The 15,285-nt window shown below is 34.2% G+C and carries 13 protein-coding genes; 6 read left to right on the forward strand and 7 right to left on the reverse strand.

What is annotated here, in order from left to right; translation table 11 throughout:
- The first annotated feature begins 155 nt into the window (after positions 1-155).
- The 6 genes from NCC77_RS04355 to NCC77_RS04380 all read left to right on the forward strand — a co-directional run bounded on the left by NCC77_RS04355 (position 156) and on the right by NCC77_RS04380 (position 4,350).
- A complete protein-coding gene (locus NCC77_RS04355) occupies positions 156-1,370 on the forward strand; it encodes an aminotransferase class V-fold PLP-dependent enzyme (protein WP_250834507.1) in 1,215 nt (404 codons plus the stop codon).
- 11 nt (positions 1,371-1,381) lie between these two features.
- On the forward strand, positions 1,382-1,807 hold the full coding sequence (locus tag NCC77_RS04360) for a hypothetical protein (RefSeq protein WP_250834508.1): 426 nt from the start codon (positions 1,382-1,384) through the stop codon (positions 1,805-1,807).
- A gap of 2 nt (positions 1,808-1,809) precedes the next feature.
- Complete coding sequence (locus tag NCC77_RS04365) at positions 1,810-2,235, forward strand: SufE family protein (RefSeq protein ID WP_250834509.1); 426 nt, start codon at positions 1,810-1,812, stop codon at positions 2,233-2,235.
- Positions 2,236-2,405: 170 nt separating this feature from the next.
- Positions 2,406-2,729 carry an SUF system Fe-S cluster assembly protein gene (locus NCC77_RS04370; protein ID WP_012023258.1) on the forward strand — a complete coding sequence of 108 codons (324 nt, stop codon included), beginning with the start codon at positions 2,406-2,408 and terminating at the stop codon, positions 2,727-2,729.
- An 82-nt stretch (positions 2,730-2,811) separates the two neighbouring features.
- Entirely contained in the window at positions 2,812-3,321 is a 510-nt protein-coding gene (locus tag NCC77_RS04375) for a DUF2480 family protein (RefSeq protein ID WP_095929598.1), read from the forward strand.
- A gap of 78 nt (positions 3,322-3,399) precedes the next feature.
- Positions 3,400-4,350 carry a DUF3078 domain-containing protein gene (locus tag NCC77_RS04380; RefSeq protein WP_250834510.1) on the forward strand — a complete coding sequence of 317 codons (951 nt, stop codon included), beginning with the start codon at positions 3,400-3,402 and terminating at the stop codon, positions 4,348-4,350.
- Positions 4,351-4,520: 170 nt separating this feature from the next.
- Here NCC77_RS04380 and hflX read toward each other — a convergent pair whose 3' ends face one another.
- From hflX to NCC77_RS04415, 7 genes are all read right to left on the reverse strand, one after another.
- Positions 4,521-5,759, reverse strand: coding sequence for a GTPase HflX (gene hflX / locus NCC77_RS04385; protein WP_250834511.1), 1,239 nt, complete (start codon positions 5,757-5,759; stop codon positions 4,521-4,523).
- A 170-nt stretch (positions 5,760-5,929) separates the two neighbouring features.
- Positions 5,930-6,787 carry a hypothetical protein gene (locus NCC77_RS04390; RefSeq protein ID WP_095929595.1) on the reverse strand — a complete coding sequence of 286 codons (858 nt, stop codon included), beginning with the start codon at positions 6,785-6,787 and terminating at the stop codon, positions 5,930-5,932.
- Between the two features lie 136 nt (positions 6,788-6,923).
- Complete coding sequence (locus NCC77_RS04395) at positions 6,924-8,261, reverse strand: DUF5689 domain-containing protein (RefSeq protein ID WP_250834512.1); 1,338 nt, start codon at positions 8,259-8,261, stop codon at positions 6,924-6,926.
- Between the two features lie 17 nt (positions 8,262-8,278).
- Positions 8,279-11,098 carry a carboxypeptidase-like regulatory domain-containing protein gene (locus tag NCC77_RS04400; protein ID WP_250834513.1) on the reverse strand — a complete coding sequence of 940 codons (2,820 nt, stop codon included), beginning with the start codon at positions 11,096-11,098 and terminating at the stop codon, positions 8,279-8,281.
- A gap of 216 nt (positions 11,099-11,314) precedes the next feature.
- On the reverse strand, positions 11,315-12,535 hold the full coding sequence (locus tag NCC77_RS04405) for an MFS transporter (protein WP_250834514.1): 1,221 nt from the start codon (positions 12,533-12,535) through the stop codon (positions 11,315-11,317).
- 358 nt (positions 12,536-12,893) lie between these two features.
- Positions 12,894-13,937 (reverse strand): Gfo/Idh/MocA family oxidoreductase, encoded by a 1,044-nt coding sequence (locus tag NCC77_RS04410; RefSeq protein WP_250834515.1) that lies wholly within the window; start codon positions 13,935-13,937, stop codon positions 12,894-12,896.
- Positions 13,938-14,125: 188 nt separating this feature from the next.
- A complete protein-coding gene (locus tag NCC77_RS04415; protein WP_250834516.1) occupies positions 14,126-15,196 on the reverse strand; it encodes an NADH:flavin oxidoreductase/NADH oxidase in 1,071 nt (356 codons plus the stop codon).
- Positions 15,197-15,285 lie beyond the last annotated feature (89 nt).

Here is a 15,285-nt window from a genome sequence, read left to right on the forward strand (position 1 = left end):
AAAACCGCTTCAGATAATTCAGAAAACTGATTTGATTTTTACGGAATCAGCATTTACGCCCTAAATCAATGGGACCATAAAAGGAAATTATAGAATTACTGTATAAACAAATTTAGTTTTAGTACTTTTGTAAATAGATTTTTTCTAAATAAGACATGCTAGATATTCAAAAAATAAGAGCTGATTTCCCGATACTTTCTCAAACTGTAAACGGAAAGCCATTAGTATATTTCGACAACGGAGCTACTTCTCAGAAACCACAAGTTGTAATTGATGCAGAAGTAAAATATTATCAAGAAATCAATGCCAATATTCACCGTGGCGTTCACACTTTAAGCCAGTTAGCAACTGATGCTTACGAGGTTGCTCGCGGAAAAGTAAAAGACCATATCAACGCAAAACACGCCCACGAAGTTCTTTTTACTTCGGGAACAACACACGGAATTAATTTGGTTTCAAATGGTTTTGCTTCGATTTTAAAACCTGGTGATGAAGTTGTAGTTTCTTCATTAGAACATCACAGTAATATTGTGCCTTGGCAAATGTTATGCGAGAAAACTGGAGCAATTTTAAAAGTTATTCCAATCAATGAAAATGGAGAATTAATCATTGAGGAATTTGACAAATTGCTTTCAGACAAAACAAAAATTGTTACTGTAAATCATATTTCAAATGCATTGGGTGTAATCAATCCAATCAAATATATTATTGACAAAGCACATGCTGTAGGCGCAGCAGTTTTAATTGACGGTGCGCAAGCTGTTCCACATTTAAAACCAAATGTTCAAGAATTAGATTGTGATTTTTATGCTTTTTCTGGTCATAAAATGTGTGGCCCAACGGGAACAGGAATTCTTTATGGAAAAGAAGAATGGCTGAACAAACTTCCTCCTTATCAAGGTGGCGGTGAAATGATCAAAGAAGTTACTTTCGAGAAAACAACTTACGCTGATCTTCCTCACAAATTTGAAGCAGGAACTCCAAATATTGCTGGCGGAATTGTTTTAGGAACTGCAATTGATTATTTAAACGAGATCGGTTTTGATAAAATTCATGAATATGAAAATGAATTGTTAGAACATGCTACAAAACGTCTTAACGAAATTGAAGGTATCCGAATTTACGGAAACACCAAAAATAAAGCTTCTGTAGTTTCATTTAATATTGACGGAATTCACCCTTATGATGTTGGTTCAATTATAGATAAATTAGGAATTGCTGTTAGAACAGGACATCATTGCGCACAACCAATCATGAATTTCTTCTGTATTCCAGGAACAATTCGTGCTTCTTTCTCTTTTTACAACACAAAAGAAGAAATTGACGCAATGGTTGATGCTGTTAAAAAAGCACAAACCATGTTAAGCTAAAAAAGAAACATATGAGAATATTATCACTATTGCTTTTAACTCTTTTTATCGCAACTGGATGTTGCAGTCAAAAAAAGACCGATATGAAATCGACACAAATTGAATATTCTGCTCATTCTAGAGGTTACTTTAAAGTGATAACGGTACAAGACAAAACTGTTTCGGTTATTAAGGAACGTAATGCTGAAGCCGTTAGAAGCAATATTGATGATGCAAAATGGAATAAAATTGCTGATGCGTTTTCAAAAGTAAATTTAGAAGGACTTTCTACTTTAAAAGCACCAACCGACAAACGCACTTATGACGGTGCTGCAATAGGAAATTTAAAAATAGTAAAAGACGGAAAAACGTATGAAACTCCAGGTTTCGATAATGGTTTTCCTCCAAAAGAAATTGAAAAGCTAGTTAATTTATTAGTTGATTTTTCTAAAGAATAATTATGACAATAAAAGAAATACAAAACGAAATAATAGACGAATTTTCAATGTTTGATGATTGGATGCAGCGTTATGAATACATCATTGAACTAGGAAAAAGTCTTCCTTTAATAAAAGAAGAATACAAAACCGACGATAATTTAATTAAAGGCTGCCAGTCAAAAGTTTGGTTGCAAGGTGAACAAAACGATGATAAGATTGTTTTTACAGCCGATAGCGATGCTATTTTGACAAAAGGAATAATCGCAATTTTAATTCGTGCTTTCTCCAATCAAAAACCAAAAGATATTCTAGAAGCCGATACTGATTTTATCGACGAAATTGGACTAAAAGAACATTTGTCTGCAACTCGTGCCAACGGTTTGGTTTCGATGATAAAAAACATCAAAATGTACGCTTTGGCTTTTGATGCAAAAAACAAAAATTAAATTTTAATTAAACCATTAAGAAATTAAGTTTCATAAAGATGATATGCTTAATTTCCTTAATCGTCAAAAGTAAATTAAGCTTGCTGTTTTGACACAAAGCAAAACTTAATTTTCTTAATGTCTTAATGGTAAAACATAGAAAACACTTAGTGTTCAAAAACAAAAAAACAATGGAACAAGAAATAGACACAAACGAATTAGGAGAATCAATTGTAAGAGTTTTAAAAGGCATTTACGATCCTGAGATTCCGGTAGATATTTACGAATTAGGATTAATTTACGATGTAATGGTAAACACAGATTACGAAGTAAAAATCCTTATGACGCTTACTTCTCCAAACTGCCCAGTTGCCGAAAGTTTACCAAGAGAAGTAGAAGAAAAAGTAAAAACAATCGAAAACATTAAAGATGTTGACGTTGAAATTACTTTTGATCCGCCTTGGAGCAAGGATTTAATGAGCGAAGAAGCGAAATTAGAATTAGGAATGCTTTAATATTTGTTTCAGGTTTAAAGTTTCACGTTTCAGGTTACACAACTTGAAACATGAAACCTCAAACTTGAAACTAACTTTTCATATGGAAGAAATTATCAATAAAGTTGCCAATAGTGCTTTAGAAGTTTTTGATTTGGAGGATTATTATCCAAAAGGAATGCGTGTGCAGATTGACATTTCGCAATGGCTTTTGGAAGGATTTTTATTGAAAGAAAAAGACTTTAGAGAACACCTTAAAAACCACGATTGGTCACAATATCAAGATCAATATGTGGCTGTACATTGCAGTACAGATGCTATAATTCCTGCTTGGGCATTAATTTTAGTAAGTGTTCATTTAGCACCTTTCGCAAAAAAAGTCGTTAACGGAACAATTGAAGATCTTGACGCCAGTCTTTACGAAGAAATTCTAACTAAAATTGATTACTCTGCTTACAAAGGCAAACCTGTAATTGTAAAAGGTTGCTCTAGAAAACCCGTTCCTATGAGGGCTTACATTTTGGCAACAACTTATCTGCAACCATTTGCCAGAAGCATTATGTACGGCGAAGCATGCTCTGCAGTGCCTTTATACAAAGAATCTAAGAAATAACCTGCAATAACAGGATAACATCACTTAACTTTCCATTGGTTTTTAGTATATTTGATAATACACTCTAAACTAAAAACCATGAGAAAGATTCTATTATTGCTCTTCGTTTTAGCAAATCTTACTTTTGTTCAAGCCCAAAACACCGAAAAAGAACTAGCACAAAACACCGAAAAAGCCGTAAAAAAAATCAATGATACAATTGAAAAAGAAGGCTGGAAAGCAAAAGGAACCGTATCTCTTTTATTAAATCAGTCCAGCTTCAATAACTGGATTGCGGGAGGTGAAGACAGCTTTTCTGGAACACTCGGAATCAATTACGACTTCAATTACAAAAAAGAAGATATAACCTGGGATAACAAAATACTAGCGTCATACGGTCTTTTACAAACTAAAAATACTGATTTCGGAAAAAAAACAGATGACCGTTTAGAATTTAACTCCATTCTGGGTAAAAGAGCCTTTGGTGAATGGTATTACTCTTATTTCTTAAACTTCAGAACTCAATTTACTACAGGTTATATTTATGGGCAGGATGCCAACGGCAAAGAAATCAGAACTGAACAGACGAAGTTTATGTCACCAGGATATCTTACCACTGGACCTGGTATTTATTGGTCTAAAGATGAAAATCTGAAAATTAACTTCGCACCACTGACTTCAAAATTCACTTTTGTAGACAACGCTTATACAAGCGGCATAGATAGATTTACTGGTCTGCCTTATGTAGATGGAGATTATTTTGGTGTTGATGAAGGCAAAACCATGCGCTATGAACTGGGTTTTTATGCATCAGTTTATTACAAATTAGCCATTATGACGAATGTAACGGCAGAAAACGCACTTAATTTATATTCTAATTATCTAGAAGATCCTCAAAATGTAGATATCAATTATTCTTTGAATATCATTATGAAAATTAACAAATTCTTATCTGCAAATTTTGCTTTTCAAGCGATATATGATGACAATGCCTTCAGAGGACTTCAAACAAGACAAGTATTTGGTTTAGGCGTTAATTTTGGATTTTAATCTAAAAATTGAAGCCGCTAATAATTTACCGCAAAGAACGCTAAGATTTTCATAAGTTACATTTATATATAAATACAAAGTTCGCAAAGCTATATGTAGATTTAGCTTTGCGAACTTTGTATTTTCTAAAGATACTTTAAATAATCTTAGCGCTTTGTGCGGTTGATTAACTATTCCTCTTCTTCATCATCCTTTTCAACTGCATCCTTATAATCTGGATATAAGAAGTTGTTATAAGGAAAACGTGTTATATGAATCTGGCGAACAGCTTCATAAACTGTTTCTCTGAATTCTTCAAAATTTTCTTTGTTTCTTGCAGAAATAAATAACGCTTTATTCTGACCAACATTACTCATCCAAGTTTGTTTCCACTCGTCAAGTGTCCAGTGTTTTCTGGTTCTTTCCGTGATCAAATCATCTTCCTCGATAGTTAAATGTTTGTAAGCATCGATTTTATTAAAAACCATAATGGTTGGTTTATCGTTGCTTTTGATCTCTTGTAAAGTCTTATTTACAGACTCGATATGATCCTCAAAATCTGGATGCGAAATATCTACAACATGCAATAACAAATCTGCTTCCCGAACCTCATCTAGGGTACTTTTAAAAGAATCAACCAATTGTGTTGGTAATTTTCTAATAAATCCAACTGTATCAGAAAGCAAAAAAGGAAGGTTTTTGATAACCACTTTTCTAACTGTTGTGTCTAAAGTTGCAAATAATTTATTCTCAACAAAAACATCACTTTTACCAATTGCATTCATCAAAGTCGATTTTCCAACATTGGTATATCCAACCAAGGCCACACGAACCATTGCTCCGCGATTGCTTCGCTGAATACTCATTTGCTTGTCAATCGTTTTGATTTTATCTTTCAGCAACGAAATTCTATCACGTACAATACGTCTGTCTGTTTCAATCTCCGTTTCTCCAGGTCCACGCATACCGATACCCCCTTTTTGACGCTCAAGGTGTGTCCATAAACCAGAAAGTCTTGGCAACAAATATTGGCATTGCGCCAATTCTACCTGCGTTCTTGCGTATGAAGTCTCTGCTCTCTGTGCAAAAATATCTAGAATCAAGTTCGTTCTGTCTAAGATTTTGCAGTCAATTATTCTTGAGATATTTTTTTGCTGAGATGGCGTTAATTCATCATCAAAAATTACAGTCGATATTTTGTTCTCTTTTACAAAAAGATTGATGTCGTCAATTTTCCCTGTTCCAACAAAAGTTTTCGGATTAGGGCGTTCCATTTTCTGCGAAAAGCGTTTAATAACCTCACCTCCAGCGGTAAAAGTTAAAAACTCCAATTCGTCTAAATATTCATTTAGTTTTTCTTCACTTTGATTCTGAGTAACAATACCAACGATAACTGTTCTCTCAAAATTTATAACTTCTTTTTCTAACATAGTCTTGAATAAGGTGCAAATTTAATCATTTGTCAGCTACAATCAATTATACAATTTTGTTTTTACGTTTATATTAAGACATTATAATTCAAAAAAAAAAAAATGGAACCCGTCAAGATAAACTCAACTAAAGTTCCACTTTTCAAATGAATGGTCTAAGTTTAAAACCTTTATTCGTAAATAAACGTTTTTTCCGTTTTCACAATTCCGTTTTCTTCTATTTGAGAACAAGAAATTGGGTAATTTAATTTGTTGTATTTGTATTTTCTGCTCACCGCAACTAAAGCTGTAGATGATGGGCTGAAATTCATTTCGTTATTATAAGAAATAGATTCAAACTCAAATTCCTCTTCATGATAAGAAACCATCGGAACAATTACTTTGTAATTATCTCCAAAAAGACTCTGAACGATTAACTGGTCAACCGATTTTTTATCATCATAAGTATATGATTTAGAGATCTTATCTCCTACCAATCCTTTATGTCTTGATACATTATCGTTTACATAAACATATTCTAATTTTCCAATAATAGCTTTATTTCTATCTCGTGAAGTACGTCTTACAATAATTCCGTTTTCAACAAGATATTCAATATCATCTACTAAATTCTGATGGTTGGTACTCTTTTTTGTAGTCACTTTTACCCTTGCTCCTTCGTATACAAACGAAACCACTTTTGTAATATAATTAGGCCCTTCCTGATATTTTTTTACAAATTTGGTAATATTGTTATCAGCGTTGTAAGTATAGTTGATTACTTCTTTCCAATCGCTTCCAACTTTGTCTTTTACAGTCATATCCAGCAAGCCGTTTTTGTTGTAATAGAAATGCTGTACAACATCTGAAGTGGTTATGGTTTGAAGTTTACCTTCTTTAAAAACTATTGTTTTGTTAACAATTTCGCCGTCTTTAGAGTTTTGGTAATTTGTTCTTACAATGTTAATCTGCTTTAGTTTAACGTCGTCTTGACTGTGCATCAAGAAAGGAAACACCATCATTAAGATGGCAATAAAGTAGGTTTTCATGTGGTATTTGTATTGATTTGGGATGACCAAAGTACAAAATTCAATTAGATTTTAACGTTTTGAAATACAAAAACTACAAACTTTTCAATAATACTTTAAAAATCAGCAGATTATTTTCATTATTCTAAATTAGTTCTTACTTCTCTCCAAATATCTTTATGTCGTCTACCATAAAAGCGCCATTCAATGTTTTGTCTTTTCCAGAACCAATATATTTAAATGCAATATGTATGTTTCCAGAATAAGCAGAAAGATCGATTCCGCCAGAACTTATAAATTCTCGAGCAGGCGTTGAAAGCGTTGGCACCTTTGCTTCCAATTTTGTCCATTTTGCTTTGGTCACACTTGCACCGTCAAAATTGGTTGAAACATAAACTTCTAAAGTATTTAGAGGCGAATCTACTTTCAAATCATGCTGTGCACTTCTAAACGAAAGAACAGCATTTTTATACCCCGTAAGATTTATTTTTGGCGAAACTAACCAAGCTATATTCTCAGCTGCAGTTGTACTTGTGGTATTAAATTCTGCATAACCATTTCCAGAATACACCATACTTTTCCACAATTTTGCCGCTTTTTCAACAATATTACTCCAACCTGGAAGCGTAAAATTGACATTGTTTTTAACCGATTGGAAATCTTCTGAAAAAAACGGAGTATTTCTTTTTCCATTCATCACAATATCACTTTCATATCGGACCATAAATTGATAATCAGTTCCAAATTTTGTTAGAATACCTCTCACTTTTCCACTTCCCTCTGGCACAAAATGATCTGCAAATTTTGCATAAGCGCTTGTTCTAAAAATAATCTGATTTCCTGTTTTATCTCTCAAATACCAATTGGTAGAACCTCCAACGTTATTGGATTCTTCAAAATAATGGCGTCCTAATGCCGCTTCTGTAAATTCAACATCGTTTAATTCAATCAAAGTATTTAGTTTAGAATCTGAAAACGCTTCTTCCACAGAAAGTGATTTTACCAATTGATTCTCGTCTATAGTTGTACAGGAAGCATTCAGCACATTTCTATATTCGTTTTGAGAGATCCTTCCAATTGTCGGGTCTCCAGCATTGCTCACATACAAACTTCCGATTCTTAAACCACCATAATACAAATCTGTAAATTGATTTTTAAGTTTTACAAACACTTTATTTCCCACTCGATAATCAATATAAGTATTTGTGGCATCAACTGGAGCACTAAAACCAATAGCAGGTATATTTTCAGTTTCTTTTGTCTGTAATGAAATCGTTTTGAAAAAATTACCTCCTTCATCACTCGATATAACATAAGCTTCTATGATATCATCATATAAATATTGTTTAGCAGTCGTTCCCGAAAGCTCGTAGACTTTTGCTACCGATTTGTTTACAGTAAAATTGGGTTGATTACATTTTAATTCTGGTGTTTCAACTTCATTACTGCAACCATACAGTAACGATATAACAAAAAATAAAATTAGTTTTTTCATGAGAAGTAGGTTTTCGTTTATAAACCGATTGTAAGATTTAGAAAATAAGTTCGGCCATAGCCATAATAATATCTTGGTCCAAAAGATGGCGTTCCACTAGATGCGTCCTGATTTAGTGCTCTAAAATTGGCATTTCTTGCCTGTTCAAAACCACCAGTTTTATACATTAAATCGAAAACATTATTTATACTGGCAAAAAGTCCCACGTATTTTTTATGAATACGCCAAGATTTGCCTCCGCTAAAATTCAGTAACGTGGCAGGATTAAACTTTTCTTGTTTTAACAATTCATTTCCTCTTTCGGAAGTTGCTTCAGGAAAAGGAAAACCATTGGCTGGATTTATATAAAATTGAGAAGTACGAGAAATTGGTGAAACATCAATATAGTTTTCTGCCAAATAATTGATGTTGCCTCCAATCCACCAGAACTTTGGATCACGATATTCTAATCCAAAAGAATAGGCCTGTTGTGGAGTTCCTGGCTGCTTATAGTTCTTTAAATAAGCGCTTCCAAAATCAAAAGTTGTTTGCGCTCCTTCTTTCGCTCTATTGGCATCGTTTACAATGATTACGTTCGGATTGCTATTGTAGATGTAATTCCCGAATGCTGCAGATAAAGTTGTTTTTACTGTTGGCCAAATCTGATATTCAAAACTTAATTCTGCTCCAGTATTTTTCTTATCCAAATTGGTCAAAGTCTGACTTACAAATGCATTGGTTGAATCATAACCCGAACCGTTGTCAAAAATTCCTTCTGCATAGAAGTAAGAAGTTTTCGAAGTGTTTTTAATCAAAGAATAATATGCTGTTAAACGTAATTTGAGTTTTGCGGAACGATAAACATAATTAGCCTCGGCACTACTTATATTTTCACTTTCGATTCCGTCAACGACATTATTATTTAAGCGTGAATTTGAAAACGTATTACGAAGCGAAGGCGCTCTGGTAAAATGTGCAGCATTAAAAAACAACAATTGTTTTCCTGAAATTTTATAGGTAAAACCTCCTTTGAAACCGAAATTCTCAAAATTTACTTTCTCACTTTTACCTAGCGAATTTGTTGGATACAATCCGTTTTGATACAATCCTTCTCTTTGGTAATCTGACATGGAATAGGATTGCGCCAAAAAGAATTCTGTTTTATTATAGCTAAATTTAAACTGCGCAAAAACATCTAAAGTATTGGCCAGTAAATTATAATTGTATCCATAAATATCTCCTTTTACGACTTGGCGATCTGGATGCTGCAAATCGGACTGAGAAAGGCTTCCTTTATAAAACGGATCAATATCTTCAAAATAGGCTCCGCCCAGAAGATCTAATAGATACTGAAAATTATGCGATTTTAATTGCTTAAAAGTAAATCCACCATCAAAAGAAATATTTGGAGTTATCTGTGTATTTAGATTTGAATTTATTGCCAAAGTCCGATCATCTGTTCGGTCTTCATAAAGCACATAATGACTTTGAGCAGGCAAATAACCATTTTGCCCTATTTTTTGATTGGCAAAATACATCTCATCCCAATTTATATGCGGACGTTCCAGAAATACCACTTTGTTTTTTTCTGCATTTTCATAATCTGGAGTAAACGCGCCCGAAAATTCGCCTTGATCTTTCGCGTAAAGCGAACTAAAATAACTTGGCATTTTTTTATAATAAACAGGATCTGGACTATCAGCATTCTGATAATCAATATTGCTGTTTCCAACTTTTCCAAATTGATACATAATTGCAGAATTCAGATTGGTTTTATCATCTATTTTAAAATAATGATTCAGCATAAAGAGCGGCTCTTTTACATTTTTCACTCTTGCATTTCTCTTTTCACCATTCTGAAATCCCCAATACGAATTGTATTTTGCGCCCATTAAATCAGTAACCTCAGCCGTATTAGCAGAATTCTTTCCTCGAGAATTTGGCGTGTAAAATCCTGTAAAATTGAGAGAATGTCTGTTGTTTAATTTCTTTTCGACACTAAGAAAAAAAGAATCAGCATCGAAATTGGTTCCTTCAAAATACCCTTCATCTGTCCACCGTTTTCCTGCTGAAACGACATATGCCCAACCAGAGGCATTCATTCCTGAAGCATATGTTCCGATTGCTCGCCATAAATAAGTAGTATTGCTTCCCGAAAACGTGAGTGATGTTCCTTTTCTATATAAAGAAGCACGAGTAAAAATCTGTTGTGTTCCTAAAATGCCTCCAAAAGTATAATTGGAAGCGGCTGTTCCTACTGAGAATTCCTGATTTCGAAGCACATTGTTTAGGCCACCCCAATTTCCCCATTGTGGTCTGCCATCATAGATTTTATTCATTGGCATTCCGTTAAGCATCGTGACTGCATTTTCGCTGTCTAAACCACGCATACGAAATCTAGCCTGTCCCCAATTGAATGCCGATGCCTGCATAAAAGCATCTCTTGAGGATTGTAAAAGTCCAGATGTCATTTCTGATGAACTGTTGTCATCTGAAAAATCATTATCTGAGAGCGTAATCAATGCAGCTGGAACCTCGTCTGAATACGTATCTTCTAATTGTAAAATACCGAGATTAATATCCTGTCCAGAATTAGACTTTACTTTTAAAAGAAAATCTTTGTATCCTTGACTTCTTAGTAAAAGTAGCTGTTCTTTTTTAGGAAATATATGAAGTTCAAATTTCCCTGTTTTTGATGTAAGCTGCATCACGGCTGTGTTCTGGATCGTTACCACTACACTTTCCAACGGATTCTGCGTTCGGGCATCAATAACAATTCCTGTTACCGTAATTTCTTTCTGCGAAAAAGCAAAATTAAAGAACCAAAAAATAAAGAAGACTGCGTAATTTTTTACCATTAAAACCTATTATTAACTTTGAAAATACTCTAGGATTGTAATCCTTAATTCAAAAGATAAAATTGGTTTTTGGAAAAAAAGAAAATTTCAAACTTCTGTGCTTGAAGTTTGAAATTCAAAAATAAACAAATTTTTTAATTATAAGTAAATTCTCTCAAATTTATTTTAATGTAATGAAAGAATAGTTAATAAAAGACAATTTTAAAAGGCAAACTATTACGCTTCTGTTCTAATTTTAGAAACCATAAAAGCAATTAGAACTCCAAAAATTCCGATAAAGGCAAAAGAAAACTGCAGTCCGAAACTTTGTGCAATATGTCCAATTACAGGCGGCCCCATTAAGAAACCTAAGAAACTTACACTCGAAACAATGGTTAAAGCTTCACCCGCTGGAACTGTTGGGTTTTTACCTGCAATACTATATACGGTAGGAACGATCGTTGCAACGCCCAAACCTACAAACATAAAGGCGATTGTGCACGGAATGATATAAGGAAGAAAAACAGCTGTAAAAAGCCCAGCCGAAATCATAACACCGCTGATCTGCATAACGCGTTCGCGTCCAAATTTATTGATTAATCCGTCGCCAAGAAATCTTCCGCTGGCCATCATAATCATAAAAGAAGTGTAGCCTAAAACCACCAATGGCCCAGGGGCTTTTACAATATCTTTAAAGTAAACACCGCTCCAGTCGAACATAACACCTTCGCTGGCCATACTGCAGAATCCGATAACACCTAACCAAAGTAAAGCGGTATCTGGTTTCACAAATAGCTTTTTGCCTTCTTCTTTTGGTTTCTTTTTTTCTTTGGCTCTAACCAAAAATTTAAAGTTAAATGCCACCATCAATAAAACAATTCCGGCTACAATTATAAAATGATGCAGCGGACTTAATTTTAAAGCCAGCATTCCTAAACCTACAAGTGCACCTGTAAATCCAGCAAAACTCCACATTCCGTGAAAAGAGGACATGATTGTTTTTTTGAACAAAACTTCAGTATAAACCCCTTGCGTATTTACAGCAATATTGGCAAGATTTCCAAACACACCAAATAAAAATAATCCTAATGATAATTGTAACGATGTTGTTGCCAATCCTAAATTGATTAAGCACATAACATACATTATTAAAGAGAAAATTAGAATACGATGGCTGCCAAATTTGGTTACCATTTTTCCTGAAAAAGGCATAACAATCAGCTGTCCAACCGGAAGTGCAAAAAGAATAGAACCTAAATCTCCTTCTGTTAAATGCAAAGCTGTTTTGATATCTGGGATCCTACTGGCCCATGTGGCAAAACTCAAACCCATTCCGAAATAAAACATTCCCACAGCAAAACGAATCCGATTTAAATAGGAAGCCTTGGCTTCTCTAAATACTTTCTTGATTTTGGCTTTGGTCTGAAAAAGCGATAATGGATTAATGTTTAACAGCATATTGAATTTTATTGGAATAGGATCAAAAATACTAAAAACGCTCGTTAAAGTGCATAAAGCCTAATGTTATACACAATATACAACGTTATTGTTTATAAATTCAAAGGTTTTGAGTTGAATTCTTATTACTAAAATTACAATTTTTCGCCTTTAGTAGAATTATAATTAGTTTGATTTTTTTTATTGAAGCAAAAAAGGAGCATTCTCAAAATTGAAAATGCTCCTTTTTTAAATATTATACTTCTTTGTTCCTACAGAATGTGTTATGATATGCCTATTACCTTTTGCTGGGCATTACTCGCAATTGCAGCTTCTATAACATGCTTTACTACCGATCAGACATTCCTACGGAATGTTTTTATGATATGCCTATTACTTTTTGTTGTGCATTACTAGCAATTGCGGCTTCTATCACTTGCATCACTTTTACACCTTCATCTGCGGTAACAGGCTCTTTTTTATCGTTTGCAATAGAATCATAAACGCCATCGAAGAAACTGAAATAATTGCCTTGAAGCGTTGGTATTTTTTCTCGCACAATTTTACCGTCTATTTCGGTGTGTAAAAGTCCCTGTAAACTTTCATCTTCTGTTCCCCAAGAATCTAGGTTTGGTTTTTTGCCGACTTTTAAATCATCTTCCTGAACATCTCCGCGAGGTTTTAAGAAAGAACCTTTTTTTCCGTGCAAGGTATACGCCGGATTGGCTTCTCTCACAAAAAATCCTGCTTTTAAACGGACTCTGAAATTAGAATAAAACAAAGTAAGATCGATCCAGTCGTCTACAACAGAATTCTCTCTCGTTACCCGAATATCTCCAAAGACAGCTTTTGGACAGCCAAATAAACTTACCGCCTGATCTATAATATGAGGGCCTAAATCTTTTAGAACCCCTGCTCCATCATTGGCAGTTTCTTTATGAGCTTTCGGACTCAATAACGGATTGTATCTGTCAAAATGAAATTCGGCCTCAACCAAATCTCCCAAAAGACCATCATCGATTACTTTTTTAACGGTTTTAAAATCGCTATCCCATCTTCTGTTCTGGAAAACAGCCAATTTCAAGCCTTTTTCTTTTGTAATTTTTGCCAGTTCTTTTGCTTCTTCAGCCGTTGTTGTAAAGGCTTTTTCTACAACAGCATGTTTTCCTGCCAAAAGCACTTTTTTAGCATATTCGTAATGCGTTCCAACTGGCGTATTCACAATTACCAAATCGACATCATCGTTTAATAATTCGTCTAGCGAAGCATAGCTTTTTACGTATGGATAATCTTCTTGAATTAATTTTTTGCTTCTTTCCCAAGAACCTAAAAGTTCAAATCCTTCGTGAATATCTAAAAACGGAGCGTGGAAAACTTTTCCCGACATTCCGTAAGATAATAATGCTGTTTTTATCTTTTGCATGTTGTTATGTTTTTTTTGCCACAGATTATATGGATTAAAAGGATTTTCTGTCTGCCACGAATTACACAAATTTACACAAATCATAATGTTCAAAACCTAAATAAACTTTGTGAAAATTTGTGTAATTCGTGGCGAAAAAAAATAAAAAAAATCATTTTAATCTGTGTAATCTGTGGCTAATAAAAATATTAAAGTTTAGCTCTTTCGTATTGTTTTGGCCATTGAATATCGTCGTTTAGTTCTTTGGCAAAATCCAAGGGAAGGTTTGGGTTTCTTAAAGATTCTCTGGCAAATAAAATCAGGTCGGCTTGACTGTTATTTAAAATTTCTTCGGCTTGTTTGGCTTCTGTAATTAAACCCACCGCTCCTGTAGAAATTCCTGCTTCTTGTTTTACTTTTTCTGCAAAAGGAACCTGATAACCTGGTCCTAATGTGATTTTCTGATGCGAAACCAATCCGCCTGACGAAACATCAATTAAATCTACTCCTTTTTCTTTTAATATTTTAGAAAGCTGTACAGATTCTTCTGGATTCCATCCGTTTTCTGCCCAATCTGTTGCCGAAATTCTAACCAATAAAGGTAGATCTGAAGGCCATTCTGACTGAACTGCTTCTACAATTTCTAAAGTAAAACGGATTCTGTTTTCGAAACTTCCTCCATATTCATCGGTTCTTACGTTTGTTAAAGGCGATAGAAATTGGTGCAATAAATAACCGTGAGCCGCATGGATTTCTACAACCTGATATCCTGCTTCCACCACTCTTTTGGTTGCCGTTTTAAAATCGGAGATCACTTTCTGAATTCCGTTTTTATCTAACGCTTCTGGAAGAAAGGGTTCGTTGTCATGATACGGAATCGTACTTGGTGCAACGGTTTGCCATCCGCCTTGAGCGAAATCTAACTTTTTATTTCCCAACCATGGAGCCGAAACACTTGCTTTTCTTCCCGCATGCGCTAACTGAATTCCAGGAATTGAATTCTGAGAAACAATAAAAGCGTTGATTTGTTTTAGTTTTTCGATGTGTTCGTCTTTCCAGATTCCTAAATCGGCAGGAGAAATTCTCGCTTCTGGAGAAACTGCTGTCGCTTCCTGAATAATTAATCCCGCGCCGCCTGTTGCTCTACTTCCTAGATGAACGAGATGCCAATCGTTTGCAAATCCGTCAACGGCAGAATACTGGCACATTGGCGAGATTGCAATTCTATTTTTTAAAGTGATATTTTTTATAGTAAGCGGAGAAAATAATTTCGTTGCCATATACGTGTAACTTTTAATGAGTTTATACTACCAATTGAGTAAGGCAGTGTTCAAAAAGTAAAGTTACAGTATCTTGTTAAAACGAGAAA

Origin of the sequence: Flavobacterium tyrosinilyticum (assembly GCF_023656565.1) — a bacterium.
Lineage (GTDB): Bacteria > Bacteroidota > Bacteroidia > Flavobacteriales > Flavobacteriaceae > Flavobacterium > Flavobacterium tyrosinilyticum.

Bases quoted from the DNA above. Each gene is read 5' to 3' on its own strand.
- NCC77_RS04355 (WP_250834507.1), top strand. From the start codon at position 156: ATGCTAGATATTCAAAAAATAAGAGCTGATTTCCCGATACTTTCTCAA.
- NCC77_RS04360 (WP_250834508.1), top strand. From the start codon at position 1,382: ATGAGAATATTATCACTATTGCTTTTAACTCTTTTTATCGCAACTGGA.
- NCC77_RS04365 (WP_250834509.1), top strand. From the start codon at position 1,810: ATGACAATAAAAGAAATACAAAACGAAATAATAGACGAATTTTCAATG.
- NCC77_RS04370 (WP_012023258.1), top strand. From the start codon at position 2,406: ATGGAACAAGAAATAGACACAAACGAATTAGGAGAATCAATTGTAAGA.
- NCC77_RS04375 (WP_095929598.1), top strand. From the start codon at position 2,812: ATGGAAGAAATTATCAATAAAGTTGCCAATAGTGCTTTAGAAGTTTTT.
- NCC77_RS04380 (WP_250834510.1), top strand. From the start codon at position 3,400: ATGAGAAAGATTCTATTATTGCTCTTCGTTTTAGCAAATCTTACTTTT.
- hflX (WP_250834511.1), bottom strand. From the start codon at position 5,759: ATGTTAGAAAAAGAAGTTATAAATTTTGAGAGAACAGTTATCGTTGGT.
- NCC77_RS04390 (WP_095929595.1), bottom strand. From the start codon at position 6,787: ATGAAAACCTACTTTATTGCCATCTTAATGATGGTGTTTCCTTTCTTG.
- NCC77_RS04395 (WP_250834512.1), bottom strand. From the start codon at position 8,261: ATGAAAAAACTAATTTTATTTTTTGTTATATCGTTACTGTATGGTTGC.
- NCC77_RS04400 (WP_250834513.1), bottom strand. From the start codon at position 11,098: ATGGTAAAAAATTACGCAGTCTTCTTTATTTTTTGGTTCTTTAATTTT.
- NCC77_RS04405 (WP_250834514.1), bottom strand. From the start codon at position 12,535: ATGCTGTTAAACATTAATCCATTATCGCTTTTTCAGACCAAAGCCAAA.
- NCC77_RS04410 (WP_250834515.1), bottom strand. From the start codon at position 13,937: ATGCAAAAGATAAAAACAGCATTATTATCTTACGGAATGTCGGGAAAA.
- NCC77_RS04415 (WP_250834516.1), bottom strand. From the start codon at position 15,196: ATGGCAACGAAATTATTTTCTCCGCTTACTATAAAAAATATCACTTTA.